The sequence below is a fragment of the Myceligenerans salitolerans genome (assembly GCF_017349295.1).
GTDB lineage: Bacteria > Actinomycetota > Actinomycetes > Actinomycetales > Cellulomonadaceae > Myceligenerans > Myceligenerans salitolerans.
Genome location: NZ_JAFMPK010000023.1, coordinates 22,885 through 49,643 on the forward strand (window position 1 = coordinate 22,885; position 26,759 = coordinate 49,643).

Genomic DNA, 26,759 nt, shown 5'->3' on the forward strand with positions numbered 1-26,759 from the left:
CGTTCGCAACCACGTGACGCCGGGCCGATCGGTCGCGGCGCCCAACGGAAGGAAGACGCAAGTGGACGCCATCAATCTCGCCGAGGTCACCGGTAACCTGAACGCGGTCGGCTACGGTCTCGCCGCCACCGGCCCGGGTATCGGTCTCGGTATCCTCATCGGCAAGACGATCGAGGGCATGGCCCGTCAGCCCGAGGTCGCCGGCCAGCTTCGCGCCACCATGTTCCTCGGTGTCGCGTTCGTCGAGGTGCTCGCACTGCTCGGTCTCGTCGCCGGCTTCCTCTTCCCGGCCGCGTGATGGCGGCGCGCGCGAGCGCCGCCACCATCCTGGCGGCGACGGAAGAACCGGAAGGTATCGACCTGTTCCTGCCCGCCGGCTACGACCTGCTCTGGTCGGCGGTGGTGCTGGTCATCATCGCGGTCGCGTTCTACAGGTACGTGCTGCCCCCGATGAACAAGGTGCTCGACGAGCGCGCCGCACAGATCGAGGGCGGGATCAAGAAGGCCGAGGAGGCGCAGGCCCAGGCCGACAAGGCGCTCGAGGAGCAGGAGCGCCTGCTCGTCGAGGCCCGTACGGAGGCCGCGCAGGTGCGCGAGGAGGCCCGTGCCGAGGGGTCCGCGATCATCAAGGACCTCAAGGCCAAGGCGAACGAGGAAGCGGCCCGGATCACCGAGACGGCGCACCGTCAGATCGAGGCCGAGCGTCAGGCGGCTGCCGTGTCGCTGCGGTCCGAGGTCGGTGCGCTGGCGACGGACCTCGCGTCCAAGATCGTCGGCGAGTCGCTCGAGGACTCGGCGCGCCAGTCGCGTGTCGTGGACCGCTTCCTCGACGAGCTCGAGGCGTCCGAGGGCGCTGCGGCGTCCAACGGCGCCGTGCCGGCCGGAAGCTCCAAGGAGGCGTGATGCGGGGAACGAGCGGAGCATCGCTGGCGGCCGCGCAGGAGCGGTTCGAGCCGGTCCTGCGCGCCGCGGGGGCGGAAGCCCTCACGCTCGGCGAGCAGTTGTTCGCCGTCGTCGAGGCGCTGGACGAGTCGGGCGCGCTGCGCCGCTCGCTCTCCGACCCGTCTCGCGCAGGTGAGGACAAGGCCGGCCTGGTGGCCGCGCTCCTGGGCCGGTTCGACGGCCGGGTGATCGATCTGCTCTCCGGCATGGTCCGGTCCCGGTGGTCCAGCGAGGCCGACCTGGTGGACGGCATCGAGCGGCTGGGGGTCGACGCCACGCTGGCCGCCGCCGAGTCGCGTGGTGTGCTCGAGACCGTCGAGGACGAGCTGTTCCGGGTGACCCGGGTGCTCGTCGGGCAGCGTGAGGCGCGTCAGGCGCTCTCCGACACCAGCACCGACGCCGCACGCCGGCGCGCACTGGTCGACGCGCTGCTGGGCGGCAAGGTCGACCCGGTGACGCAGGCCCTCGCACAGCGAGCCACGGTCCACGCGCGCGGTCGCCGCTTCGTGCCCACGCTCACCTGGTTCGGCGAGGTCGCGGCGGAACGCCGTCGTCGTCTCGTCGCCATGGTGACGTCGGCGACGGTGCTGACCCAGGCCCAGATGGACCGGCTCGCGGCGATTCTCGAGCGGTCCTACGGGCGTCCTGTGCAGCTGAACGTCACCGTCGACCCCGCGGTCGTCGGTGGCCTGCGCATCCAGGTCGGCGCGGACGTCGTCGACTCCACGGTCCTGTCGCGCCTGGCCGACGCGCAGCGTCGCCTGGCCGGTTGAGGTGGAGGTGCAGCGCAGGGTGGGAGGCGCGGTACGAGCCGCCCGCCTCGAGCGGAACCGAGACCGAAGCCGAGATTCGGGACAGCTGAATCACGTGAGTACAACCCTTCCGCCGCGCCCGACCGCGGCACGACAGGAGAAGAGCAATGGCTGAGCTGACGATCCGGCCGGACGAGATCCGTGCCGCGCTGGACAGCTTCGTGAAGTCCTACGAGCCCGACGCCGCGGCGGCCGAGGAGGTGGGCCGCGTCGTCTTCGCCGCCGACGGCATCGCCCGCGTCGAGGGTCTGCCCGGCGCGATGGCCAACGAGCTGCTGCGTTTCGAGGACGGCACGCTCGGCCTCGCGCTGAACCTGGAAGTCCGCGAGATCGGTGTGGTCATCCTCGGTGAGTTCACCGGTATCGAGGAGGGCCAGGAGGTCCGCCGCACGGGTGAGGTCCTCTCGGTGCCGGTGGGCGAGGGCTACCTCGGCCGCGTCGTGGACCCGCTGGGCAACCCCATCGACGGTCTCGGCGAGATCGAGACGGAGACTCGTCGTGCCCTCGAGCTGCAGGCGCCCGGCGTCATGCAGCGCAAGTCGGTGCACGAGCCGCTCCAGACCGGCATCAAGGCGATCGACTCGATGATCCCGATCGGCCGCGGCCAGCGGCAGCTGATCATCGGCGACCGCCAGACGGGCAAGACGGCGATCGCCGTCGACACGATCATCAACCAGAAGGCCAACTGGGAGTCGGGCGACCCCGCCAAGCAGGTGCGCTGCATCTACGTCGCCGTCGGCCAGAAGGGCTCGACCATCGCCTCCGTGCGTGGCGCGCTCGAGGAGGCCGGTGCGCTGGAGTACACGACCATCGTCGCGGCCCCGGCGTCCGACCCGGCGGGCTTCAAGTACCTCGCCCCGTACACCGGCTCGGCCATCGGGCAGCACTGGATGTACGGCGGCAAGCACGTCCTGGTCATCTTCGACGACCTGTCGAAGCAGGCCGAGGCCTACCGCGCCGTCTCGCTGCTGCTGCGCCGCCCGCCGGGCCGCGAGGCCTACCCGGGTGACGTCTTCTACCTGCACTCCCGCCTGCTCGAGCGCTGCGCCAAGCTCAGCGACGACCTGGGCGCGGGTTCGATGACCGGTCTGCCGATCATCGAGACCAAGGCGAACGACGTCTCGGCCTACATCCCGACCAACGTCATCTCCATCACGGACGGCCAGATCTTCCTGCAGTCCGATCTGTTCAACGCCGACCAGCGCCCGGCGGTCGACGTCGGTATCTCGGTCTCCCGAGTCGGCGGTGACGCCCAGGTCAAGGCGATGAAGAAGGTCTCCGGAACGTTGAAGCTGGAGCTGGCGCAGTACCGCTCGCTCGAGGCGTTCGCGATGTTCGCGTCCGACCTCGACGCGGCCTCCCGAGGCCAGCTGCGCCGTGGTGCGGCCCTCATGGAGCTGCTCAAGCAGCCCCAGTACTCGCCGTACCCGGTCGAGGACCAGGTCGCCTCCGTGTGGGCCGGTACCAAGGGCAAGCTGGACGACGTCCCGGTCGAGGACATCAAGCGCTTCGAGGCCGAGATGCTCGACCACCTGCGACGCAAGTCCGACGTGCTGCAGAAGATCGCCGAGACGGGCAAGTGGGACGACGACACCGAGGCCGCGCTGCAGGCCGGTGTCGACGAGTTCCGCGCCGGCTTCGTCAAGAGCGACGGTGCGGCCCTGGTCGGTGGCGGCGACGGCGAGGCCGTCGACGTCGAGCAGGAGCAGATCGTCGTCTCGAAGAAGGCCTGAGACATGGCCGGAGGCTCTCAGCGCATCTACAAGGCGCGGATCAAGTCGACACAGTCGCTGAAGAAGATGTTCCGCGCGCAGGAGCTCATCGCGGCGTCGCGCATCGGCAAGGCCCGTGCACGAACCGCCGCCGCGGCCCCGTACGCCACTGCCGTCACGCGCGCCGTGTCGGCGGTGGCGGCGCACGCGAGCATCGACCACCCGCTGACGACCGAGCGGAAGCAGCCCACGGGCCGCGCCGCCGTGTTCGTGGTCGCGTCGGACCGCGGCATGGCGGGTTCGTACTCGGCGTCGATCATCCGGGAGACGGAGCGCCTGATCGACCAGCTGCAGGCCGAGGGCAAGGAGGTCCGGCTGTACGCCGCGGGCCGCCGCGCCATCGCCTACTACTCGTTCCGAGGTCGTGACCTCGTGGGCGAGTGGTCCTACGGTTCGGACGCACCGACGGCGGAGGTCTCCGACGAGATCGCCGACGCGCTCCTGGGCGCGTTCCTCGCGTCCCCCGAGGAGGGGGGCGTCGACGAGCTGCACGTGGTCTCCACGCAGTTCGTGAACATGGTGACGCAGCGCCCGCGCGTCGTGCGGATGCTGCCGCTCGAGATCGTCGAGGGCGTCACCGTCCCCGGCGAGGGCGAGGCCATGCCGCTGTACGACTTCGAGCCGTCGCCCGAGGCAGTGCTCGACGCCCTGCTGCCGCGGTACGTGCGGTCCCGGATCTTCGCGGTCCTGCTCGACGCCGCGGCGTCCGAGCTGGCGGCGCGTCAGCGTGCCATGCACACGGCGACCGACAACGCGGAAGACCTCATCCGTACGTACACGCGTCTGGCGAACCAGGCGCGGCAGGCCGACATCACCCAGGAGATCAGCGAGATCGTCTCGGGTGCCGACGCCCTGGCATCCGCCTGAACCTGACCCCCGCCGGAGGACCCTCCGGCCCACCGAAGCGAGGCAAGCAATGACCGCCACCACCGTGGAAGCCACGGTCGATCACACCAGCGGCGCCGGCACCGGCCGGGTCGCTCGGGTGACCGGCCCTGTCGTGGACATCGAGTTCCCCGAGGACGCGATCCCCGACATCTACAACGCCCTCACCACCGAGATCGACCTGTCGACCCAGGGCGAGAGCGAGGGAACCTTCACGCTCACGCTCGAGGTCGCCCAGCACCTCGGTGACTCGCTCGTGCGCGCCATCGCGCTGAAGCCGACCGACGGACTCGTGCGAGGCGCCACCGTGACCGACACGGGCGCGCCGATCAGCGTGCCCGTCGGTGACATCACCAAGGGCAAGGTCTTCAACGTCACCGGCGAGGTGCTCAACCTCGCCGAGGGCGAGAAGTTCGAGGTGACCGAGCGCTGGCCGATCCACCGTACGGCCCCGGCCTTCGACCAGCTCGAGTCCAAGACGCAGATGTTCGAGACGGGCATCAAGTCGATCGACCTCCTCACCCCGTACGTGCAGGGTGGGAAGATCGGCCTCTTCGGCGGTGCGGGCGTCGGCAAGACGGTCCTCATCCAGGAGATGATCCAGCGTGTGGCGCAGGACCACGGCGGTGTGTCGGTGTTCGCCGGCGTCGGCGAGCGCACGCGTGAGGGCAACGACCTGATCCACGAGATGGACGAGGCCGGCGTCTTCGACAAGACGGCCCTCGTCTTCGGCCAGATGGACGAGCCGCCGGGCACGCGTCTGCGCGTGGCCCTCTCGGCGCTGACGATGGCGGAGTACTTCCGCGACGTGCAGAAGCAGGACGTGCTGCTCTTCATCGACAACATCTTCCGCTTCACGCAGGCGGGTTCCGAGGTCTCCACGCTGCTCGGCCGCATGCCGTCCGCCGTGGGCTACCAGCCGAACCTCGCCGACGAGATGGGCCTCCTGCAGGAGCGCATCACCTCGACGCGCGGCCACTCCATCACGTCCCTGCAGGCGATCTACGTGCCTGCGGACGACTACACCGACCCGGCGCCGGCCACCACGTTCGCCCACCTGGACGCGACGACCGAGCTCTCCCGAGAGATCGCGTCGAAGGGTCTGTACCCGGCGATCGACCCGCTCGCGTCGACCTCGCGCATCCTGGACCCGCGCTACGTGGGCCAGGAGCACTACGAGGTCGCCACCGAGGTGAAGTCGATCCTGCAGCGCAACAAGGAGCTGCAGGACATCATCGCGATCCTCGGTGTCGACGAGCTCTCCGAGGAGGACAAGACGCTGGTGGCGCGTGCGCGCCGCATCCAGCAGTTCCTCTCGCAGAACACCTACATGGCCGAGAAGTTCACCGGTGTGGTCGGCTCGACCGTGCCGCTGAGCGAGACCATCGAGGCGTTCAAGAAGATCGCGGCCGGCGAGTTCGACCACATCGCCGAGCAGGCCTTCTACAACATCGGTGGCCTCGAGGACCTCGAGCGCGAGTGGGCAAGGATCCAGAAGGAGTACGGCGCCTGAGGCACCGTGCCCCAGGGACGTCGCCGGCCGGACACCGGCCCGGCGACGTCCCGCCCGTACTATTCGAGAGGGAGGCCCTGAGTGGCTGAGCTGAACGTGGACCTCGTGGCCACGGACCGCAAGGTCTGGTCCGGCACGGCCAGGACGGTCGTCGCGCCGTCGGTGGAGGGCGAGATCGGCATCCTGGCGGACCACCAGCCGCTGCTCGCGGTGCTGCGGCCGGGTAAGGTCACGGTACGCACGGACGACGGCGTGGCGGTCGAGGCCCAGGTCGACGGCGGGTTCGTCTCCGTGGACGAGAACCTGGTCACGATCGTCGTCGACGAGATCGAGCAGGTCTGAGGGAGGGGGTCCGTGCCGGGCGTCGTCTGGATCGCGCTGGCGATCGTAGCCGCGATCGCACTGGTCCTCGGCGTGGGCGCGTCCCGCCTGCACACCCTCTCCCGCCGGGTCGGGTCCTTCTCCTGCAACGCGCGCGCGGCGGGACAGGAATCCTGGACCGCCGGGATCGCACAGTACGCGGTCGGCCGTATCGAGTGGTGGCGCTGCTGGTCGCTCTCGCCCCGGCCGGCCCGTACCTGGTACCGCGAGCGGCTCGAGCTGGTCGGCCGGGAGGAGTTCGACGACGACGGGCCCCAGCACTACCTGGTCCGGTGCCGCTACGACGGCCAGGACTTCGAGCTGGACCTGGACTCGGGCGACTACTTCGGCCTCGCCTCCTGGCTCGAGGCCGCCCCGCCGGGCCGCCGCGACCTGGTCCTGTAACACTCGCTCCGTATCCGCCGAGGTAGTAGCTTCCCCCTGGAACCCGCTGCCTCGGCGGTCTCGCGCCACGGCACGGATCCGCCCGTCCGCCACCGATCCCTCCGAGGAGAATCCTTGCGTCTCGTCGTCGCCGACTGTTCCGCCCGGTACACCGGACGGCTCACCGCTCATCTGCCCCTCGCGACGCGGCTGATCGTCGTCAAGGCGGACGGGAGCGTGCTGCTGCACTCCGACGGCGGCTCCTACAAGCCGCTGAACTGGATGAGCCCGCCGTGCACGCTGACGGAGGCCGTACCGGGCGCGGAGGCGGCGGAGCGCGGCGTCGAGCAGGTCTGGACCGTCCAGCACAAGAAGTCCGACGACCGCCTGGAGATCGACCTGCACACCGTGCACCACGACTCCGCCCACGACCTCGGTGTCGACCCCGGGCTGGTGAAGGACGGCGTCGAGGCGCATCTGCAGGAGCTGCTCGCGGAGCAGATCGGCCTGCTCGGTGAGGGCAGCACCCTCATCCGGCGCGAGTACATGACGGCGATCGGGCCCGTCGACATCCTGGCCCGCGACCCCCGAGGCGCCACGGTGGCGGTCGAGATCAAGCGCCGCGGCGAGATCGACGGTGTCGAGCAGCTCACGCGCTATCTGGAGCTGCTGAACCGCGATCCCTTGCTCGCCCCGGTCCGCGGCGTGTTCGCGGCCCAGGAGATCAAGCCGCAGGCGCGCGTCCTCGCGGTGGACCGTGGCATGGAGTGCCTGACCCTGGACTACGACGCCATGCGTGGCGTCGACGACCTGGAGTCGCGCCTCTTCTGACGGTGAGGGGCCGCACTCCGACCGGTGCGCTCGGCCTGGCGGCGCACCCGGCGCGCCGCCCGCGCCGCCCTTGCGCGGCCTTCCGCGACGGTGGTCCCGAGCGCAAGGAACCGCAGGGTGGGGGTGCGGATCGACGGTGACTTGCGGGCGGCGGCCGCTCCTACGGCAGGATGGGCCCATGGCGGAGAACATGTCCATGGTCGTCCTGCGAGGACGAGTGCTCCTGCCCGACACGATGATCGACGACGGCGTCGTCATCGCGCGGGGAGACCGGCTGGCGTTCGTCGGCTCGGCCGCCGAGGCGCGCGACGCGGGCTTCGACGCGCAGCTCGGCCAGGTGCCGCCGTCGTACGACTACGTTCTGCCCGGGCTCGTCGACCTGCACAACCACGGCGGGGGAGGAGTGGGGTTCCCCGACGCGACCAGCGTCGACGAGGCGATGCGGGCGGTCCTCGAACACCGGCGGCACGGTACGACGACGATGCTCGCCTCCCTGGTGACCGCCGACCCGGACACCTTGGCGCGGCGGGCGGCCATGCTCGCCGACCTCGCCGACACCGGTGAGATCGCCGGCATCCACGCCGAGGGGCCGTTCCTGTCGCACGAACGGCGCGGCGCGCACGACCCGGCTCGGCTGCGCGACGGAGACGCCGCGTGGGTCCGCGACCTCGCGAAGGCCGCGCGCGGGCACCTGGCGACGATGACGGTGGCGCCGGAGGTCCCCGGGGTCGCCGGCCCCGGTGGGGCCGCGACGGCACTCATCGAGGCCGGTGCCATTCCGTCGCTCGGGCACACGGACGGGACGACCGAGGCCGCGGAGGCCCTGATCTCCCAGGTCACCGCCGGCCTGCGGCTGGCCGCGGAGGTGGCCGGCACGGTCGGCCACCGTGAGATGACGGCCACCCACCTGTTCAACGGCATGCGCCCGCTGCACCACCGGGCCCCGGGCCCGATCGCGGCCTGCCTCGCGGCGGCGGCCCGTGGTGACCTCGTGGTCGAACTCATCGCGGACGGCGTCCACCTCGACCCCGCGACGGTGCGGACGGTGTTCGGGACGGTCGGCGCGGACCAGGTGGTCCTCGTCACCGACGCGATGGCGGCGGCCGGGATGGCGGACGGCTCCTACGAGCTCGGCCCGATGTCGGTCACCGTGCGGGACGGCGTCGCCCGGCTCGCCGACCCCGCGGCGCCGGACGGCGGCGCCATCGCCGGCGGTACGGCTCACCTCGTGGACGTCGTCCGGCACACCGTCGCCGCGGGGGTCCCGCTCCTCGAAGCGGTGCGCTCGGCGTCGGTGGTACCGGCTCGCGTCCTCGGGCTCGACCGCCGGATCGGGACGCTCGCCCGGGGACTGCGCGCGGACGCCCTGGTCGCCGACGAGGAACTGCGGCCACGACGTGTCCTGCGCGGCGGCGTGGAGGTCCAGCGGTAGGACGGGCTCGGCCACCCCTTCGGCCGGGCCGTCCCGGTGTCGACATCTCACTGTTACCGTGCGGGACATGACCTCACGTTTCGAGCCGGGCAGCACCGTGGTGCGCCGCGAGATCATGCGCGGCGAGCCGTGGATCGCGATCCCGCAGATCTGCGTGCAGGACGACGGTGACCTGCTGGTCACGTACACCCCGGGCGGCTCGCCGTTCGGGTACCCGGAGTCCGGGACGTTCCCCGTCGGGCGGCATCCGTGGATGCTCGCCGGAGGTACGTCCTGGCGCGGGCACGGCCGCCTCGAACTGCACTGGACCGGAGTCGAGCACTCGCTCTTCCTGTTCTGGGCGGGCGCCGAACGAGAGTTCCAGGGCTGGTACTTCAACCTGGAGGACGCCCCGCGGCGCACGTCGATCGGCTTCGACACCCTCGACCACGAGCTCGACGTCTGGTGGGCGGCCGACGCGGAGACCTACGAGTTCAAGGACGTCGACGACTTCGAGGAGACGGGCCCGGCCCGCTATCCCGGCCGGATGCCCGCGATCCGCGCGGAGGCGGCGCGCATCGCCGCCCGGCTGGACGCCGGCGACCACTGGTGGGACAAGTCCTGGGCGGAGTGGACACCGGACCCGTCATGGGCGCCGCGTGCCCTCCCCGCGGACTGGACCACGGTCCCGTTCGAGGCCCGCTGACGCGTCCCCGGACCCGGCCCGCCGGATCGCGTCCCCGGACCCGGCCCGCCGGGCGGCGCCCGGTCAGGCCGCCGGAAGCGTGAGGGTGCCGCGGAGCGCCGGGACGCCCGCCGACGGCCCTGCCGCCAGCTCGTAGTCCCCGGGCTGGACGAGGAGGCGCTCCTCCGCCTCGTCCCAGACCGCGAGCCGCCCCACGTGCAGCGACACGGTGACGTCGCGGGTCTCGCCGGGGGCGAGCCGCACCCGCTCATGGCCCAGGAGCATCCGCCGCGGGGTCTGGATCCGTGCCCCCGGAAGGCCCAGCGAGTACACCTGAACCAGTTCCTCGGCCGCACGGTCCGCGCTGTTGCGCACCGTGACGGTTGCCGAGAGCGGCTCGACGTCCGCGTCCCCACCTCCGCCGTCAGGACCCGGGAACGCGTTCACGGCGAGCCCCACGTACGCCACGTCGGCGTACCCCAGACCGTGCCCGAACCAGAACGCCGGCTCGCCGTCCAGCCAGCGGTACGTCTGTGCCTGGGCCCGCACGTCGTAGTCGAACAGGTCACCCGCCTGCTCCTCTGTCGCGGGCCATGTCTGCGCGAGCCGCCCGGACGGTTCCCGGTCGCCGGAGAGCACGTCCACCAGGCCGTGCCCCAGCTCCTGGCCGGCGTGGCACGTCCACACCACCGCCCGCGCGTCGTCGTACGCCTCGTCCAGCACGTACGGGTACGACGACACCAGCACCAGGACGGAGGCCGCGTTCGTGTCCCGCGCGGCACGCCAGATCCGGCGCATCGGCTCGGGAGGTGCCAGCGACGGGCGGTCCTCCGTCTCCCGCCCCAGCAGGTGCGGGTCGTTCCCCACGGCGACCAGCACGGCGTCCGCCCCGTTCGCCGCCCGTGCGACGTCATCGGCCCCGGAGTAGAGCGTTTCCCACGCGAAAGGCGTGGCGTCCTCGGGCCGCGTGGCGTCGGCGACGAGCGCGCCGAGGTCGCGCTGCACCCGCAGCCACCGCCCGCTGCCCACGTGCTGCAACGCCCAGGCACCGCCGACGTCCAGCCGCCGGAACGATTCCTGCACCACCCAGCCGCCCACGCGTTCCGCGTCGGCGGTCAGGATCCATCGGGCGCCGGTCAGCAGCCCGCCGGACGCGACCGCGCGGAGCGTCAGCAGACCCTCACCCCAGTCGATGACGTCGAACCAGGTGTCGTAGGTCGCCTCGGAGGCCCGCGCGGTCACCGTCCCGTCGCCGTCGACCGAGACCCACGCGTCGGGGCCGAGCGCGCGCAGGGCGACGCGGTCCGCGCCGGTGACCACGTCCACCCGTGCACCGGGCCAGCGCTCGCGTACGGCGTCGGCCGGCGTCACCGCGTACGGGGGCGTCCCGGAGTACCAGTCGGTGAGCACCTGGTCCGCGTGCGGGCCGACGACCGCGATCCGCGGCTCGGCCGTGGCGGCCGGGGAGATCGCCAGGGGGAGCAGGTGGTCGTTGCGCAGCACCACCACGGACCGCCCGGCCGCCTCGCGGGCGAGTGCGCGGTGTTCCGGCAGGTCGATCGCCTCCGCGGGGATCGCCCCGTACGGGTCGGCGCCCGAGAGCTCCGGGTCGTCGAACTCTCCGGTCCGGATGCGCAGCTCGAGCAGCCGCAGCGCCGCGGCATCGACGTCGTCCCACGTCAGCAGGCCCTCGTCCAGTGCCGTACGGAGTCGTTCCAGCGTGACGGAGGCGTCCCGGTCGTTGTCCGTGAACGAGTCCACGCCTGCCCGGACCATCGCGGCGTGTCCCGCGGCATGGTCGGTGAAGGCTCGCTGCACGGTCACGAGGAAGGTCGGTGCCCCGGCGTCGGACACGACGGCGAGCGATCCCGGCGCCGCCTCCCGCAACCGCGCGATGAGGTCCCCGGCGACGTGGGCCGGCACGCCGTTCACCCGGTTGTAGGACGGCATCACGGCGCCGGCCACCCCGGCCCGGACCGGCCCGAGGTAGCAGGGGAGCTCGTACTCGTGCAGGCTGCGGGGGTCGAGGTTCGACGACGTCGCCGCACGGTCCGTCTCGTTCCCGTAGCCCAGGAAGTGCTTGAGCGTGGGCACCGTCTTCCACGTCCGTGCGTCGTCGCCGCGCAGGCCCGCGCAGTACGACGTGGCCAGCTCCGCGACCAGCCACGGCTCCTCGCCGTAGCCCTCCTCCCCGCGTCCCCAGGCAGGGTGCCGCAGCGGGTTCACCACGGGGGCCCAGACGTTGAGGCCGACCGCCGGGTCGCCGGCGTGCTTCGCCCGTACCTCGGTCGACACGACGTCTCCGATGCGCCGGAGCAGCCCGGTGTCCCAGGCGGCACCCAGGCCGACGGGTTGGGGGAACACGGTCGCGGTACCGAGCCAGGCCACCCCGTGCAGAGCCTCGTTACCGGTGTGGAACGCGGCGATGCCGAGCCGGTCCACGGGGGCCTGGTGCTGGTGCAGCAGCGCGAGGCGCTCCTCGGGCGTCAGCCGGCCGAGCAGGTCGCGGGCACGTTCGGAAAGGGGGGACCTGGGGTCACGGAACAGGGGCGAGGTAGGCACGACGTCGTGCTCCTTCCGCTCGAATCGGTTCAACGGCGAGGATACCCGCAAGCATTGATATGTCACGCCTTTCTGCTCTATCGTCGGCATAACGACTTGTTGAAGCGCTTCGACGAAGGTAGCTCGGGAAGCGGTTGCCCGCTACCGTCGTCGGGCCCGGCCACAGTGCAGTGCGTCGCTCACGAAGGAGTGAAGTCCATGTCCCAGAACCCCCTTGCCGCGGCATCGACCGCCGTCGGCCCCGTGAACCGTCGGTCGTTCCTCGGGCTCGTCGCGCTGGGAGCGGGTGCCGTCGGCGTCCCGTCCTTGCTCACGGCGTGCACCAGCGGCCCCGCCGGGCCCGTCGAGGGCGGAGGCACCGTGAGTTCCGGTGTGCTGCCCACCTACGTCCCGGTCGAGTACGTGACACCGGACTTCCCGAGCGTGAACGGCTCCACCGCCGGGTACGCGTCGATCCCGGAGGAACTCGTCACCGCCTTCGAGACCCCGCCCGGCTCCGGCGGCTCCTACACGGCGATGACGCCGCTGTGGAGCGCGATCCCGAAGATCGACGGCAACCCGTACTTCGAGGCCGTCAGCGCCGCGATGGGCACCACCATCGGTTTCCAGATCTCTGACGGCAACACCTACGGCGACAAGCTGGCCGCCGTCCTGGCCTCGGAGAAGGACGTGCCGGACTGGGTCTGCATCCCCACCTGGAACGTCCCGCCACGGTTCGGACAGGCCGTCGAGGCGCTCTTCGAGGACCTCACGCCCTTCCTGTCCGGCGACAACATCACGCGGTACAAGAACCTGGCGAACATCCCCACGGACGCCTGGCGCTACTGCGTCTTCAACGACAAGCTCTACGGCCTGCCGTTCCCCGGTGAGCTGGTGCAGAACGCCATCTTCCACCGGGCGGACATCTTCGCCGAGCTGGGCATCTCCGAGCAGCCGAGAGACGCCGACGAGTTCATCGAGATCGCCAAGGAGCTGACCGACCCCGGCAGGAACCGGTGGGGTTCGGCCGACCAGTGGGTCGCGGCGAACATGATGTTCGCGGTCCCGCCCACGAACAACTGGAAGCTCGCCGACGACGGCTCGCTGGTCAGCCGCATGGAGTCCGAGGAGTACCGCGCGGCCCTCGACTGGCAGACCCGCCTGTACAAGTCCGGCGCCGTGCACCCCGACGCCGTCGCCGACAAGGCCGAGGAGATCAAGCCGCTCTTCGAGTCCGGGCAGATCGCCATCGCCACCGACGGCGTCGGCGGCTGGCACGAGTCGCTGGGTCGCGTACTGCCCGGCAACCCGGACTTCGACCCGCAGCCGTTCGCCCCGATCGCGCACGACGGCGGCACGCCCCGTCTGTGGAAGGGGGTGCCGGCGAACATCTTCTCGTTCCTCAAGAAGCGGGAGAACAAGGCGGAGATCGAAGAACTGCTGGCCGTGGCCGACTTCATCGCCTCACCGTTCGGGACGGCCGAGTACCAGCTCATCAACAACGGCATCGAGGGCGACCACTACACCCTGGACGCCGACGGCCTGCCGGTGCCCACGGACGCGGCGGCCACCGAGGTGGCACAGTCGTACATCTTCCTCGTCGACCCGCCCGTGGTGAACACGAAGGTGCAGTACCCGGGGTTCGTCGAGGACTTCTGCACGTGGATGGCCGACGCGGCGCAGTACGTCGAGGAGCCGCTGTTCTACGGCACGCAGATCACCGAGCCGCAGCGGTTCGCGTCGCTGAACACCCCGTTCGAGGACCTCGAGAAGGACATCGCGCGCGGCCGCAAGACGCTCGCCGACCTCGACGAGGCCCTCGACACCTGGCGCTCCTCCGGTGGTGAGGAACTCCGCGCCTTCTACCAGGACATCCTGGACAAGCAGTGAGCGTGCACGTCGAGTCCCGCACGGGAGCGCCGGGGGAGAGGGCCGAGGACGGCCGAAGGGCCGGCAGGCCGCCCGCTCCGCCGTCACGGGCTCCCGGGAAACGCCGGAAGATCTCCTTGCGTGCCCGGCTGCGCCGCGACGGGGCCCTGCTGCTCATGGTCCTCCCGGCGGTGGCCCTGCTCACGGTGTTCGCGTACGTGCCGATGCTCGGCAACGTCATCGCCTGGCAGGACTACTCGCCGTACACCGGCTTCCTGGACAGCCCGTTCGTGGGCTGGTGGAACTTCGAGCGGGTGTTCACCAATCCGCTGTTCCTCGACGCGGTGGTCAACACGCTGATCATCTCCGCGTTCCAGATCGTGCTGTTCTTCCCGGTGCCGATCGCGCTGGCGCTGTTGCTGCACAGCGTCCTGTCGCCGACGCTCCGGACCACGATCCAGTCCATCGTGTACCTGCCGCACTTCTTCTCCTGGGTGATCGTCGTGACGATCTTCCAGCAGATCTTCGGCGGGGCGGGGTACGTGGCCGGGCGGCTGCGGGACGCGGGGTACACCGGGTTCGACCTCATGACGGACCCCGACACGTTCTACCTGCTCATCACGGCCCAGGTGGTCTGGAAGGACGCCGGATGGGGGATCATCATCTTCCTCGCGGCCCTCAGCACGGTGAACCCGAACCTCTACGAGGCGGCGGTGGTCGACGGCGCGGGCCGGTGGCGGCGCATGTGGCACGTGACCCTGCCGGCGCTGCGGCCGGTGATCGTGCTGCTGCTCATCCTGCGGCTGGGTGACTCGCTCACCGTCGGCTTCGAGCAGCTCATCCTGCAGCGCAACGCCGTGGGTGTGGGGGTCTCGGAGGTGCTCGACACCTTCGTGTACTACCAGGGCGTCGTCAACGGTGACTGGGCGTTCGCGGCGGCGGCCGGTCTGGTGAAGGGCATCGTGTCGCTGATCCTGGTGCTGGCCGCGAACCGGGTGGCGCACGTCTTCGGGGAAGCGGGGGTGTATCAGCGTGCTGAGCGCTAGTTCGTACCGGAAGTTCGTGCGGGGAAGGAACCGGCCCGTCTGGGAGGAGGACCCGAACCCGGCAGGGCTGGTGGTCAAGGCCCTGGTGCTGGTCGCCATCGTGGCGGCCGTCCTGTTCCCGCTGTACACGATCGTGCTCACGAGCTTCTCCTCGCAGACGGACGTCACGCGGGCCGGTGGGCTCGTCACCGTGCCCGGGACCCTTTCCCTGGCCGCGTACGAGCAGATCCTGTCCGGTGGCATCGTGACGCGGGCGACGCTGGTGTCGATCGGCGTGACGGCGGTCGGCACGGCGCTGTCGACGGTCGTGTCGATCCTCGCCGCCTACGGGATGAGCCGGCCGGGTTCGCTGTGGCACCGGCCCATCCTGTTCGTGTTCCTCGTCACGATGTTCTTCGGCGCCGGGATGATCCCCACGTACCTGCTGGTGAGCAATCTGGGGCTGATCGACTCGTACTGGTCCCTGATCCTCCCGACGGCGGTCTCCGCGTTCAACGTGCTGATCCTGCGGTCGTTCTTCATGGGGATCGACCGGGAGATCCTTGACGCGGCACGCGTGGACGGGGCGAGCGACTGGCTCATCCTCGGACGGATCGTGCTGCCGATGTCGAAGGCCGCGATCGCCGTGGTCGCCCTGTTCTACGGGGTCGGCTACTGGAACGCGTTCTTCAACGCGATGCTGTACATCAACGACAACGCCAAGTGGCCGCTCCAGCTCGTGCTGCGTTCCTACGTGCTGCAGGGCGTGACGCTGCCCGGCAGCGGGACCGGCCAGGTCGACGTCGACGACGGCGCCGTCACCGGACTGCCGGTGAAGATGGCGGTGCTGGTGCTCGCGGTGATCCCGGTGCTCCTCGTGTACCCGTTCGTGCAGCGGCACTTCACCAAGGGGGTGATCCTGGGCGCGATCAAGGGGTAGCCGACGGTCGGCGGCGGGCGGCGTCGCCCGCCGCCGTCAGCCGTCGCCGGCGGCGGGTCCGGGTGCCGAGCTCTCCCGCTCGGTGAGCACGGGGGCGAGCAGCCGCGTCTCGGAGGGGTGCTCGCCGTCGAGCCTGGCCATCACCATGTCGACGGCGACCCGCCCGATGTCCTCGGCGGGAAGGTCGATGCTGGTCATGGGGATGCGCTGGGCGAGGGCGACGTCCCTGGGACAGACCGCGACCACGGACATGTCCTCGCCGACCACGATGTCGCGCTCGGCGAGCCGCGACAGCACGTGGGGCAGGGCGCCCTCGTTGTGCACGATGATCCCCGTGGTGCCGGGTGCGGCCGCCAGCAGCGTGTCCACCGCCTCTGATGCGCCCGACGGCGAGGAGTCGCAGGCCTCCACCCGTACCGTGACGTCGGAGGCCCTGGCCTGGTTCCGCAGGCCGCGCATCAGCCGTTCGGCGTACGAGGTGTGCCGCCGCAGCACCTCGGGCGGTGAGCCGACGAGCGCGACGTCGGCGTGGCCGGCCGCCGCGAGGTGCCGCACGGCGAGCCGGCCCGCGGCCTCGAAGTCGAGGTCGACGCAGCTGAGACCCTCGGGATCCTCCGGCAGGCCGATGAGGACGCTCGGCTGCTTGGCCGCGGCCACCAGCGGGACCCGGGGGTCATCCGCCTCGATGTCCATCATGACCAGCGCATCCACCATGGAGCCGCCGGTCACGCGGTCGAGGCCGCTCACGTCGTCCTGGGTCAGCAGGAGCACGTCGTGGTCGAAGTCCCTGGCGCGCGTGACCACGCCCGTGACGAACTGCATGATGACCGGGACGTTCACCCCCACCCGCAGGGGGGCCATCAGGGCGATGACGTTGGTGCGGGCCGAGGCCAGCGCCCTCGCCCCGGCGTGCGGCCGGTAGCCGAGCTTCTCGATGGCGCGCTCGACGCGGGCGCGTGTGGGCGCTGAGATGGGCCGTTTGCCCGACAGCACGTACGACACGGTCGAGGCCGAGACTCCGGCTGCCTTGGCGACGTCGTCGATCGTGGCCACAGTGCTCCTTCTGGTCTGGTGCCGCGGTGCCCGGTGCGGCGGCAGGTCGGGGTGCTCGGCGCATGCCGGCACATCAGTGTGCCTCATGCCATGGAAGCGCTTCGACAAGAATCTGGACGCGTTCGCCAATCATGGCACTAGACACGAGTCCCTGCCTAGCGCTAGCGTGTTGAACCGCTTCGACGAATCTTCGAAGTGAGAGCCAGACGCAGACGTCTGACAGGAGGGTGACGATGCCGACGACCACGACGACAGTGACGACCGACGGGTTCGGTGCGCTGGTGGCGGACACCGGCATCTGCTTCGGCGGGGACTACAACCCCGAGCAGTGGCCCCGTGAGGTGTGGCGCGACGACGCACGTCTCATGCGGGAGGCCGGCGTCAACCTCGTGACCGTCGGCGTCTTCAGCTGGGCGATGTACGAGCCCACTCCCGGGGCCCGCGAGTTCGGCTGGATGGACGAGGTGCTCGACCTGCTCCACGAGCACGGGATCGGCGTGGACCTGGCGACTCCCACGGCATCACCGCCGGCGTGGCTGGGTGCCCGGCATCCCGAGACCCTGCCCGTGGACGCGGACGGGGTGCGGCTCGTGGCCGGCTCACGGAACCACTTCAGCCCGGCGTCACGGACGTACCGCGACGCCGCTCTCGCGATCACGCGCGACCTCGCGCGGCGGTACGCGAACCACCCGGCCGTGCGGATGTGGCACGTGGGCAACGAACTGGGTCAGATCTGCTACGGCGACGAGGCGGCGGCACGGTTCCGCGCCTGGCTGCGCGCACGCTACGGCGACATCGACGGCCTCAACCAGGCCTGGGGCACCTCCTTCTGGTCCCAGCGCTACGCCGCGTTCGACGAGATCCTGCCGCCACGCCGCATGCCGTACCACGCCAACCCCACGCAGGCGCTGGACTGGCGCCGGTACTCCTCGGACCTGCTGCTGGAGATCTACCGCGAGCAGCGCGACGCGATCCGCGCCGCCGGCGCCACCCACCCGGTCACCACGAACCTCATGGGCTTCTTCCCCCTCGCCGACTACGCGTCGTGGGCCACCGAGCTCGACGTCGTCGCCGACGACGCCTACCCCGACCCGGCCGACCCGCACGCCCCGTCCTCGTCGGCGCTGCAGCAGGACCTGATGAGGTCCCTCCGCGCGGGCGCGCCCTGGATCCTCATGGAACAGGCCGCCGGTGCGGTGAGCTGGCGGCCGCACAACCTGCCGAAGTCCCCCGAGCGCTCACGACTGGAGTCGCTGCAGGCGGTGGCCCGAGGCGCGGACGGGATCTGCTTCTTCCAGTGGCGTGCCTCGCGCGCCGGCGCCGAACGCTTCCACTCCGCGATGCTTCCCCACGCCGGACCCGACACCCTCGCCCACCACGGGATCCGCCGTCTCGGCGCGGATCTCGCGCGTCTGCGGCCTGTCACCGGCGGGCGAGTCCCCGCGCGCGTGGCCCTGCTGTGGGACTGGTCCTCCTGGTGGGCCGCCACGGAGCAGGCCCGGCCGACGGACCGGCTCGACCCGATCGAGCAGCTGCGCGCCTGGCACCGCGTCCTGTGGACCGACGGCGTGGCGGCCGACGTCGTCTCCCCGGGAACCGACCTGACCCGGTACGACGTCGTCCTGGCGCCCACGCTGTACATCATGGAGCCGGCCGACGCCGAGCTCCTGGCCGGAGCGGTTCGGCGGGGTGCCAGCCTCGTCGTCGGCCCGTTCAGCGGTGTCGCCGACGCGAACGGGCACGTGCGTCCCGGCCGGTTCCCCGTGCTGCTCGCCGGCGTGCTCGGCGTGAGCGGTGAGGAATGGGCCCCGCTGCCGGACGACGGTGTGCGCCTCGACCCCTCGGGCGAGGCGCACGTCCTGGGCGAACGCCTCCGGACCGACGGCGCCGACGTGCTCGCGAGATTCGCGTCCGGCCACCTCGCCGACGCCCCCGCGATCACCCGGCACCCGGCGCCGGACGGCGAAGCCTCCCGCCGCGGCACCGCCTGGTACCTCGGCACGGTGCCCGACGACGCCACACTCGCCGCCGTCCTGCGCGCGGCGCTCGACTCGGCCGGGGTCGGCCCCGCGCTGCCCGGCCTGCCCGACGTCAACGCGGGCCGGCCGCCCGGCCACGAGATCGAGGCCGTGCACCGCGGCGACGTCCTGTTCCTGCTCAACCACTCCGGGGCACCGGCGCGCATCCCCGTGCCAGGCGCCTGGACCGACCTGCTCACCGGCACGGCCCTCTCGTGCGAGGTGACCGTAGGACCGACCGACGCGGTGGCGCTGCTGCCGGCCGACGTCGGGCACTGAGCCCCTCCCGGGCTCTGCGAAACAAGGAGACACGCAATGCACCACACGCGAACGACGACCCTGGTGGGCACCGCGCTGGCGGGCGCCCTGGTCCTGGCCGGCTGCACCGGTCAGACCGGAGGCGGTGGCGACACCGACGACAGCACCCTGACGATCTGGCACTACGAGAACGACGACTCGGCGATGGGCCAGGCGTGGGCCGAGGCCATCCGGATCTTCGAGGAGGAGAACCCGGACGTGACCGTCGACGTCGAGAAGCAGACGTTCGAACAGATCCAGAAGAACGCCAAGATCGTTCTCACGGGCGACGACGTGCCCGACGTCATGGAGTTCAACAAGGGCAACGCGACCGCCGGCCAGCTCGCGGCCCAGGGTCTCCTGACCCCGCTCACCGACGAGGCCGCCGAGCGTGGGTGGGACGAGACGCTCACCGGCTCGCTGGCGACCACCGCGATGTACGACGAACAGGGCCTCATGGGCTCCGGCGAGTGGTACGGAGTGCCCAACTACGGCGAGTTCGTGGGCGTCTACTACAACAAGGAGATGTTCGCCGAACTCGGTCTCGAGGAGCCCACCACCCTCGAGGAGTTCGAGGACGTGCTCGCCGCCTTCAAGGAGGAGGACATCACCCCGCTGGCCGAGGCCGGTGCCGAGTACCCGCTGGGCCAGCTCTGGTACGAGCTGGTGCTCGCCTACGGCGACCGGGACCTGGTGGACGACTACCAGCTCTTCGCCGACGACGTCGACTTCCACGGCGAGGCGATGACGCAGGCCACACGGACGCTCGACGAGTGGATCGACAAGGGCTACATCGCGTCCGACTCCGCGGCGCTCACGGCCGAGGACATGGGCGTCTCGTTCATCGACGGGACCTACCCGATCATGGTCAGCGGCTCCTGGTGGTTCGGCCGCCTCGCGACCGAGGTCCAGGCCGACTGGGGCCAGTTCAACTTCCCCGGCAACGAGCTGCACCCGGGCTCGTCGGGCAACCTGTGGGTGGTCCCTGCGAACGCGGACTCCCCGAGCCTGGCCCAGGAGTTCATCGACATCACGCTGCGACCCGAGGTGCAGAACGTGCTGGCCACCGAGGGTGGCCTGCCCGTGGCCGGCGACGCCTCGGTCATCGACGACGAGCGCACCCGTGAGCTCACCGAGAACTTCCAGGCGATCCTGGACGACGACGGCCTCGCGTTCTACCCCGACTGGCCGGTTCCCGGCTACTACGACGTGATCGTCAGCCAGCTCCAGTCGCTGGTGAACCGCTCCAAGACCCCGGACGAGGTGCTCGACGGGCTCCAGAGCGCGTACGACGAGGGCAAGGCCGACCTGCTCGATGGCTGACAGCACCAGCATCCTCACGGCACGGCGCTCGCGGGCGGAGCGGCGCCCGCGAGCACCGCGCCGCGGCCGGCCGGCGTGGGTGGGCTATCTGCCCTACCTGTTGCCCGGCGCGGTCGCGTTCGCCGTGGTGATCGGCTACCCGCTCCTGACGAACGTGTACTTCAGCCTGTTCAAGTGGCGCGGCGGCATGGCGCCGCTGCGCTGGAACGGGCTGGGCAACTACGCGGACCTGCTGGGCGACGACCAGTTCTGGACCTCGTTCGGCAACTCCGTGGCCATGATCGTCGCGATGGTGCTCGTGCCCACGGCCATCGGGCTGCTGCTCGCGGCGGTGCTGTTCGACTACCTCGGACGGCGGTTCGGCGAGCGGGTCTCGTCGGTGCTCCGGGCGACCTACTACCTGCCTCAGATCCTGCCCGTGGCGGTGGCGGGCGTGCTGTGGAACTGGATCCTGAACTCGCAGACCGGCGCGCTCAACGAGATCCTGCGCGGCCTGGGCATCGACACGCCGCCCAACTGGCTCGGTGACCCCGCCACGGCGCTGCCGTCCGTGATGCTCGTGCTGATCTGGATCCAGGTCGGCTACCCGGTGGTCATCTTCATGGCGGCGCTGCAGCGGGTGGACCCCGAGCTGTACGAGGCGGCCGAGCTCGACGGTGCGGGGTGGTGGCACCGGTTCCGTGCCATCACCGTGCCCCAGATCCGGCCGGAGACGTTCGTGGTCACCCTGACCTGCACGGTGGCGGCCCTGAAGGTGTTCGCGCCCATCTACGTGCTGACACGCGGAGGCCCGGAGAGCTCGACCCTGGTGCCGAGCTACTACTCCTACCTGAGTTTTTTCGACAAGTCCCAGGTCGGCTACGGAGCGGCGATCGCCACGGTGCTCACGCTCGTGATCGTCGTGGTCGCCGTGATCATCCTCGGCCTGCAGAGCCGGGCGGAGCGACGTGAGCGAGAGGGGATCTGACATGGCCGTCGCCACATCCGTGCGCGCGGCGGGGACGCGCCGCACCGGCATCGACTCACGGTACCGGCGTGGGATCGGCCGCTGGCTCGTGCTGGCCGTCGCGGTCCTCGTGGGGCTCGTGATCCTCGCGCCGTTCGGCATCATGCTGCTCAACGCGGTCAAGTCGCCGCAGGAGTACTCGGCCAACGGGCCGTTGTCCCTGCCGTCGAGCATCTACCTCGACGGGGTGCTGGCCTTCTGGGAGCGCACCGAGTTCCCGGTCAAGCTCTGGAACTCCGTCTTCATCTCCGCGGTCGTGGCCGTGCTGGGCGCGCTGCTGTCACTGCTGAACGCCTACGCGATCGGCATCGGCCGGGTGAAGGGGCGACTGTGGATCGTCACGCTCTTCCTGCTGGCGAACATGCTGCCGCAGGAGGCCCTGATCTACCCGCTGTTCACCATGGCGCAGTCCGTGGGCCTGTCGAACTCGCAGTGGTCGGTGATCATCATCTTCACCGTCATCCAGTCGGCCTTCGGCACCTATCTGCTGGCCTCGGTGCTCGGCACGTTCCCGCCGGCGCTCCTGGAGGCGGCGGCGCTCGACGGCGCGAGCCGGTGGCGCATCCTGTGGCAGGTCGTCTTCCCGATCATGCGGCCCACGCTGTCCGTCCTGATGATCTTCTTCTTCATCTGGACCTGGAACGAGTTCTTCATTCCCCTGGTCATGCTGACCACCAACGACACCCAGACCATCCCGATCGCGCTGGCTTCTCTCCAGGGCGACCGGATGATGGACGCACCCACCATCAACGCGGGGACGCTCGTCTCCCTCGTGCCCGCCGTGGTGTTCTTCCTCATCTTCCAGCGCACCCTGACCCGGGGCGTGACCGCTGGGGCGGTCAAGTGACCGCGCGCAGCCCGCTGGACCACGACCCCGATCAGGATCAAGCGAGGTATCAGGCATGAGATTCACCGACGGCTACTGGCAGCTGCGACCCGGCGTCGAGATGCTCCGTCCCCGGGACGTCGACGCCGTGGAGGCCGGCACCGACACCCTGACGGTGTACGCGCCCACCGCGCCGATCACCCGTCGCGGCGACACGCTGAACCGCCCGGTCGTGACCGTGACGTTCGACGCGCCGGCGGACGACGTGATCGGCGTACGGATCGAGCACCACCAGGGCCGCCGTGACCCCGGGCCGCACTTCACGGTCCACCGCGAGCCGGGCGTGGTCAAGGTCAGCACGCCCGAGACGCCGGGTGACGGCCCGGCGGAGTTCACCTCGGGCGGCCTCACGGCCCGCGTCGCCACCGACGGCCCGTGGCAGGTCGACTTCCTGGCCGACGGCGAGGTCCTCACCTCGTCGTCGGCCCGGAGCATCGGCATCGCGACCACGCCGGAGGGGGACTTCGTGCACGAGCAGCTCGCGCTCGGTGTCGGCGAGCACGTCTACGGGCTGGGTGAGCGGTTCGGCGCGTTCGTGAAGAACGGCCAGAGCGTCGACATCTGGAACGAGGACGGCGGCACGGCGAGCGAGCAGGCCTACAAGAACGTCCCGTTCTACCTCACCAACCGCGGCTACGGCGTGTTCGTCGCCCACCCGGAGCACGTGTCGTTCGAGGTGGGCTCCGAAGTGGTCAGCCGTACCCAGTTCTCCGTGCCGGGCCAGTCGCTCCAGTACTACGTGATCCACGGGGCGACACCGGCCGACGTCCTGCGCCGCTACACCGCGCTCACCGGACGGCCCGCCGACGTCCCGGCCTGGTCGTTCGGCCTGTGGCTCTCGACGTCGTTCACGACGGACTACGACGAGGCCACCGTCACGAGCTTCATCGACGGGATGGCCGAGCGCGACATCCCGCTGTCGGTGTTCCACTTCGACTGCTTCTGGATGCGTCAGTTCCACTGGTGCGACTTCGTGTGGGACCCGGCGACGTTCCCCGACCCCGAGGGCATGCTGGCCCGGCTCCACGAACGTGGGCTGAAGGTGTGCGTCTGGATCAACCCGTACATCGCCCAGCGCTCGCACCTGTTCCAGGAGGGCAAGGAGAAGGGCTACCTGGTGACCACACCCGGCGGCGACGTCTGGCAGTGGGACAAGTGGCAGGCCGGGATGGCCCTGGTCGACTTCACCAACCCCGAGGCCACGGCCTGGTACCAGGAGAAGCTGCGGGTGCTGCTGGACCAGGGTGTGGACTGCTTCAAGACGGACTTCGGGGAGCGCATCCCCACCGACGTCGTCTGGCACGACGGGTCCGACCCGCAGCGCATGCACAACTACTACGCCTACCTGTACAACAAGGCTGTCTTCGAACTGCTCGAACAGGAACGAGGGCGGGGAGAGGCCGTCGTGTTCGCCCGGTCCGCGACCGCGGGCACCCAGTCCTTCCCCGTGCACTGGGGCGGGGACTGCGAGTCCACGTTCGTCTCCATGGCGGAGTCGCTGCGGGGCGGCCTGTCGCTGTCACTGTCCGGGTTCGGCTACTGGAGCCACGACATCGGCGGGTTCGAGGGCACGCCCGACCCGGCGGTGTTCAAGCGCTGGACCGCGTTCGGACTGCTGTCCTCGCACTCGCGCCTCCACGGCTCCGACTCCTACCGCGTGCCCTGGGCGTTCGACGACGAGGCCGTCGACGTCCTGCGCCGCTTCACCCGGCTGAAGATGTCCCTCATGCCGTACCTCGGCCAGGCAACTGCCGAGGTGGACAGCGCAGGCACACCGGTCATGCGCCCGATGATCCTGGAGTTCCCGCACGACCCCGCGGCCTCCACCGTCGACACCCAGTACATGCTCGGGGGTGACCTGCTCGTGGCCCCCGTGTTCAGCGCCGAGGGCCGGGTGAGCTACTACCTGCCCGAGGGCGAGTGGACCAGGCTGCTTCCGGCGCTCGCCGCCGACGGCGCCCCGGCAGCGGGCGACGCAACGGTTCGCGGGTCCCGGTGGATCGTCGAGGAGCACGGGTTCGACTCGCTGCCCCTGCTCGCACGGCCGGGTTCGGTGATCCCGGTGGGCGCTCGCGACGACCGGCCGGACTACGCGTGGGCAGAGGGCGTCACCCTGCACTGCTTCGAACTCCCCGACGGTTTCGAGCGCGATGTCGTGGTGCCCGGCGGGACCGGGGAGCCCGGGCGGTTCACGGTGCGCCGGACCGGCGACACGCTGCGCGTGAGCTCCGCGGACGCCCCTGCGGCCTGGGGCGTCGAGGTAGCCGGACGCCGCGCCCGGGCAGAGGGCCCGGGCGAGGTGGTGGTCACCGTGGCCGGGTGATCTCCGGGCGGGCGGCCCCGGCCGGTGCGTCCAGGTCCGTACCGCCGGGGAGCCCGGTGGCACCCGCCGGGACCCCCGCGGGCCGAGGGGGACCGGCGGGTACGTGCAGGGGCGCCGGACGGACCACGACGTCGTACCGGGTGCCGAACGCGGTACGCCCCGGGTGGGCGACATCCGGGTGTCGGTAGACGACCGCCGGCGTCGTCGCTATCGCGTCGATCGCCGCGGCCAGGGCCGCTTCCACTGCTGACATCCTGCCTACCTCCGTCACCCGTCGTCGTAAACATGTTCGAAGATACCCGCACACCTCCAGCCCCGCCACCCGGTTTCCCTCTCCGGCGCTCGCGGGTGACGATAGACCTGGTGGCCGACGTCGACGACGGCGTTGTCGCCACCGACACCCGAGTTCGACCCTTGCTGTTCGACATCGATTTCAGGAGACACACATGACGACACCGAGCGACGCCCGCACCTTCCCCGACGACTTCGTCTGGGGGTCGGCGACGGCGTCTTATCAGATTGAGGGGGGCGTGAGCGAGGGTGGGCGTGGCTTGTCGATCTGGGACACGTTCTCGCATACGCCGGGTAAGACGTTGAATGGGGATACGGGGGATGTGGCTGATGATCATTTCCACCGGTGGCGGGAGGATGTGGGGCATATCGCGGACCTGGGTCTGGATGCCTACCGGTTCTCGATCGCGTGGCCCAGGGTGCAGCCGGGTGGGGGTGGTGAGTTCAATGCGGAGGGGATCGGGTTCTACTCCGATCTCCTTGATGCGCTGCTGGCTGTGGGTGTCAAGCCTGTGGTCACGCTGTACCACTGGGATCTTCCGCAGGAGTTGCAGGATGCCGGTGGCTGGACGAACCGTGCGACCGCGGAGGCGTTCGCGGTCTACGCCCGCCGTATGGCCGAGGAGTTCGGTGACCGGGTGGATGTCTGGACGACGTTGAACGAGCCCTGGTGCACGGCCCTGCTGGGCTACGGCTCGGGTGTCCACGCCCCGGGGATCAGCGACCCCGTGGCCGCTCTGACCGCGATCCACCACCTGAACCTGGCCCACGGGCTGGCCGTGCGGGAGATCCGTGACGTCCTGGGCGCGGACGCGAAGGTCTCGATCACGCTGAACCTCCACGTCGTGCGGCCCGACGACCCGGCCTCGGACCTCGACCTGGACGCCAAGCGCAAGGCCGACCAGATCGCCAACGACTCCTTCCTCGGCCCGCTGCTGGAGGGCGCCTATCCCGCGGGCCTGCTCGAGCGTACGGCCGAGCTCACCGACTGGTCGTTCGTGCACGACGGGGACCTGGACCTGACCCGGCAGCCGCTGACCGTGCTCGGGGTGAACTACTACTCGACCGCTCGCGTGCGGGCGTGGTCGGGCCAGGGGCAACGGCAGCAGGCCGACGGGCACAAGGACTCCGCGGGCAACCCGTGGATCGGGGCCGAGGACGTGGAGTTCCTGCCCCAGCCGGGCCCCTGGACCGCGATGGGCTGGAACATCGAACCCGCCGGCCTGACCGACCTGCTCATGGAACTGCACGAACGCTACCCGCACCTGCCACTGATGGTCACCGAGAACGGCGCCGCGTTCGACGACGAGGTCACCCTCACCGGCGGCGTCGCCCGCGTGCACGACCCTCGCCGGGTGCAGTACCTGCACGACCACATCGAAGCACTCGCCCAGGCCCGCGACAAAGGCGCGGACGTGCGCGGCTACTTCGCCTGGTCCCTGCTGGACAACTTCGAATGGGCCTACGGATACGACCGCCGCTTCGGCATCATCCGAGTCGACTACACCACCCAGGAACGCACCTGGAAAGACTCCGCCCACTGGTACCGCCGCCTCACAACCAGCCGGACACTCCCCGCCATCACCGAAATC

At 70.6% G+C, this 26,759-nt stretch carries 23 protein-coding genes; 20 read left to right on the top strand and 3 right to left on the bottom strand.

Annotated features, from left to right (window positions below; genetic code table 11):
- The first annotated feature begins 61 nt into the window (after nt 1–61).
- The 11 genes from J0911_RS03940 (at nt 62) to J0911_RS03990 (ending at nt 9,616) form a co-directional block, all read left to right on the top strand.
- Nucleotides 62–298, top strand: coding sequence for an ATP synthase F0 subunit C (locus J0911_RS03940; protein ID WP_207274162.1), 237 nt, complete (start codon nt 62–64; stop codon nt 296–298).
- Nucleotides 298–903, top strand: a complete 606-nt coding sequence (locus J0911_RS03945; RefSeq protein WP_207274163.1) for a F0F1 ATP synthase subunit B — start codon at nt 298–300, stop codon at nt 901–903. Before J0911_RS03940 ends, J0911_RS03945 begins: the two co-directional genes overlap by 1 nt.
- Nucleotides 903–1,715 carry a F0F1 ATP synthase subunit delta gene (locus J0911_RS03950; protein WP_207274164.1) on the top strand — a complete coding sequence of 271 codons (813 nt, stop codon included), beginning with the start codon at nt 903–905 and terminating at the stop codon, nt 1,713–1,715. Before J0911_RS03945 ends, J0911_RS03950 begins: the two co-directional genes overlap by 1 nt.
- 146 nt (nt 1,716–1,861) lie before the next feature.
- Nucleotides 1,862–3,487 carry a F0F1 ATP synthase subunit alpha gene (atpA, locus tag J0911_RS03955; RefSeq protein ID WP_207274165.1) on the top strand — a complete coding sequence of 542 codons (1,626 nt, stop codon included), beginning with the start codon at nt 1,862–1,864 and terminating at the stop codon, nt 3,485–3,487.
- A gap of 3 nt (nt 3,488–3,490) precedes the next feature.
- Nucleotides 3,491–4,393 carry a F0F1 ATP synthase subunit gamma gene (locus J0911_RS03960; protein WP_207274166.1) on the top strand — a complete coding sequence of 301 codons (903 nt, stop codon included), beginning with the start codon at nt 3,491–3,493 and terminating at the stop codon, nt 4,391–4,393.
- A 49-nt stretch (nt 4,394–4,442) separates the two neighbouring features.
- Entirely contained in the window at nt 4,443–5,924 is a 1,482-nt protein-coding gene (gene atpD, locus J0911_RS03965) for a F0F1 ATP synthase subunit beta (RefSeq protein WP_207274167.1), read from the top strand.
- Between the two features lie 81 nt (nt 5,925–6,005).
- Nucleotides 6,006–6,266 carry a F0F1 ATP synthase subunit epsilon gene (locus tag J0911_RS03970; RefSeq protein WP_192861440.1) on the top strand — a complete coding sequence of 87 codons (261 nt, stop codon included), beginning with the start codon at nt 6,006–6,008 and terminating at the stop codon, nt 6,264–6,266.
- Between the two features lie 12 nt (nt 6,267–6,278).
- A complete protein-coding gene (locus J0911_RS03975) occupies nt 6,279–6,689 on the top strand; it encodes a DUF2550 domain-containing protein (protein ID WP_207274168.1) in 411 nt (136 codons plus the stop codon).
- A gap of 114 nt (nt 6,690–6,803) precedes the next feature.
- On the top strand, nt 6,804–7,499 hold the full coding sequence (nucS, locus tag J0911_RS03980) for an endonuclease NucS (protein ID WP_207274169.1): 696 nt from the start codon (nt 6,804–6,806) through the stop codon (nt 7,497–7,499).
- A gap of 178 nt (nt 7,500–7,677) precedes the next feature.
- A complete protein-coding gene (locus tag J0911_RS03985; RefSeq protein WP_207274170.1) occupies nt 7,678–8,931 on the top strand; it encodes an N-acetylglucosamine-6-phosphate deacetylase in 1,254 nt (417 codons plus the stop codon).
- Between the two features lie 67 nt (nt 8,932–8,998).
- Nucleotides 8,999–9,616: a ribonuclease FAU-1 family protein gene (locus J0911_RS03990; protein WP_242636264.1), complete on the top strand. Its 618-nt coding sequence runs from the start codon at nt 8,999–9,001 to the stop codon at nt 9,614–9,616.
- Between the two features lie 63 nt (nt 9,617–9,679).
- Here the strand turns inward: J0911_RS03990 and J0911_RS03995 are convergent, their stop codons facing one another.
- On the bottom strand, nt 9,680–12,157 hold the full coding sequence (locus J0911_RS03995; RefSeq protein WP_307864900.1) for a glycoside hydrolase family 3 C-terminal domain-containing protein: 2,478 nt from the start codon (nt 12,155–12,157) through the stop codon (nt 9,680–9,682).
- Between the two features lie 198 nt (nt 12,158–12,355).
- Here J0911_RS03995 and J0911_RS04000 point away from each other — a divergent pair, with 198 nt between their 5' ends.
- From J0911_RS04000 to J0911_RS04010, 3 genes are read left to right on the top strand one after another with little or no spacing between them, the layout of a single operon-like run.
- Nucleotides 12,356–14,026, top strand: coding sequence for an extracellular solute-binding protein (locus J0911_RS04000; protein WP_207274172.1), 1,671 nt, complete (start codon nt 12,356–12,358; stop codon nt 14,024–14,026).
- Nucleotides 14,023–15,051: an ABC transporter permease gene (locus J0911_RS04005; protein WP_372434819.1), complete on the top strand. Its 1,029-nt coding sequence runs from the start codon at nt 14,023–14,025 to the stop codon at nt 15,049–15,051. Before J0911_RS04000 ends, J0911_RS04005 begins: the two co-directional genes overlap by 4 nt.
- Nucleotides 15,052–15,067: 16 nt before the next feature.
- Nucleotides 15,068–15,970, top strand: a complete 903-nt coding sequence (locus J0911_RS04010; protein ID WP_307864901.1) for a carbohydrate ABC transporter permease — start codon at nt 15,068–15,070, stop codon at nt 15,968–15,970.
- A gap of 36 nt (nt 15,971–16,006) precedes the next feature.
- Here the strand turns inward: J0911_RS04010 and J0911_RS04015 are convergent, their stop codons facing one another.
- Nucleotides 16,007–17,023: a LacI family DNA-binding transcriptional regulator gene (locus J0911_RS04015; protein ID WP_207274173.1), complete on the bottom strand. Its 1,017-nt coding sequence runs from the start codon at nt 17,021–17,023 to the stop codon at nt 16,007–16,009.
- A gap of 233 nt (nt 17,024–17,256) precedes the next feature.
- On the opposite strand from J0911_RS04015, the gene J0911_RS04020 reads away from it, so the two are divergent.
- From J0911_RS04020 to yicI, 5 genes are read left to right on the top strand one after another with little or no spacing between them, the layout of a single operon-like run.
- Nucleotides 17,257–19,320 (top strand): beta-galactosidase, encoded by a 2,064-nt coding sequence (locus tag J0911_RS04020; protein WP_207274174.1) that lies wholly within the window; start codon nt 17,257–17,259, stop codon nt 19,318–19,320.
- A 36-nt stretch (nt 19,321–19,356) separates the two neighbouring features.
- Nucleotides 19,357–20,661, top strand: a complete 1,305-nt coding sequence (locus tag J0911_RS04025) for an ABC transporter substrate-binding protein (RefSeq protein WP_207274175.1) — start codon at nt 19,357–19,359, stop codon at nt 20,659–20,661.
- Nucleotides 20,654–21,628, top strand: coding sequence for a carbohydrate ABC transporter permease (locus J0911_RS04030; RefSeq protein WP_242636265.1), 975 nt, complete (start codon nt 20,654–20,656; stop codon nt 21,626–21,628). The genes J0911_RS04025 and J0911_RS04030 overlap by 8 nt, the downstream gene beginning before the upstream one ends.
- A gap of 1 nt (nt 21,629) precedes the next feature.
- Complete coding sequence (locus J0911_RS04035) at nt 21,630–22,514, top strand: carbohydrate ABC transporter permease (RefSeq protein WP_207274176.1); 885 nt, start codon at nt 21,630–21,632, stop codon at nt 22,512–22,514.
- 55 nt (nt 22,515–22,569) lie between these two features.
- On the top strand, nt 22,570–24,876 hold the full coding sequence (yicI, locus tag J0911_RS04040) for an alpha-xylosidase (RefSeq protein ID WP_207274177.1): 2,307 nt from the start codon (nt 22,570–22,572) through the stop codon (nt 24,874–24,876).
- Here the strand turns inward: yicI and J0911_RS04045 are convergent.
- On the bottom strand, nt 24,860–25,129 hold the full coding sequence (locus J0911_RS04045; protein ID WP_207274178.1) for a hypothetical protein: 270 nt from the start codon (nt 25,127–25,129) through the stop codon (nt 24,860–24,862). The genes yicI and J0911_RS04045 overlap by 17 nt on opposite strands.
- A gap of 193 nt (nt 25,130–25,322) precedes the next feature.
- Here J0911_RS04045 and J0911_RS04050 point away from each other — a divergent pair.
- Nucleotides 25,323–26,759: GH1 family beta-glucosidase (locus J0911_RS04050; protein WP_207274179.1), on the top strand; the 1,437-nt coding region annotated here is incomplete at its 3' end.

Excerpts from the sequence above, each read along its gene's own strand:
- atpD (WP_207274167.1), top strand. The coding sequence starts at position 4,443 with ATGACCGCCACCACCGTGGAAGCCACGGTCGATCACACCAGCGGCGCC.
- J0911_RS04020 (WP_207274174.1), top strand. The coding sequence starts at position 17,257 with ATGCCGACGACCACGACGACAGTGACGACCGACGGGTTCGGTGCGCTG.
- J0911_RS03945 (WP_207274163.1), top strand. The coding sequence starts at position 298 with ATGGCGGCGCGCGCGAGCGCCGCCACCATCCTGGCGGCGACGGAAGAA.
- yicI (WP_207274177.1), top strand. The coding sequence starts at position 22,570 with ATGAGATTCACCGACGGCTACTGGCAGCTGCGACCCGGCGTCGAGATG.
- J0911_RS04035 (WP_207274176.1), top strand. The coding sequence starts at position 21,630 with ATGGCCGTCGCCACATCCGTGCGCGCGGCGGGGACGCGCCGCACCGGC.
- J0911_RS03990 (WP_242636264.1), top strand. The coding sequence starts at position 8,999 with ATGACCTCACGTTTCGAGCCGGGCAGCACCGTGGTGCGCCGCGAGATC.
- J0911_RS03960 (WP_207274166.1), top strand. The coding sequence starts at position 3,491 with ATGGCCGGAGGCTCTCAGCGCATCTACAAGGCGCGGATCAAGTCGACA.
- J0911_RS04045 (WP_207274178.1), bottom strand. The coding sequence starts at position 25,129 with ATGTCAGCAGTGGAAGCGGCCCTGGCCGCGGCGATCGACGCGATAGCG.
- J0911_RS04000 (WP_207274172.1), top strand. The coding sequence starts at position 12,356 with ATGTCCCAGAACCCCCTTGCCGCGGCATCGACCGCCGTCGGCCCCGTG.
- J0911_RS04025 (WP_207274175.1), top strand. The coding sequence starts at position 19,357 with ATGCACCACACGCGAACGACGACCCTGGTGGGCACCGCGCTGGCGGGC.
- atpA (WP_207274165.1), top strand. The coding sequence starts at position 1,862 with ATGGCTGAGCTGACGATCCGGCCGGACGAGATCCGTGCCGCGCTGGAC.
- J0911_RS03985 (WP_207274170.1), top strand. The coding sequence starts at position 7,678 with ATGGCGGAGAACATGTCCATGGTCGTCCTGCGAGGACGAGTGCTCCTG.
- J0911_RS04030 (WP_242636265.1), top strand. The coding sequence starts at position 20,654 with ATGGCTGACAGCACCAGCATCCTCACGGCACGGCGCTCGCGGGCGGAG.
- J0911_RS03950 (WP_207274164.1), top strand. The coding sequence starts at position 903 with ATGCGGGGAACGAGCGGAGCATCGCTGGCGGCCGCGCAGGAGCGGTTC.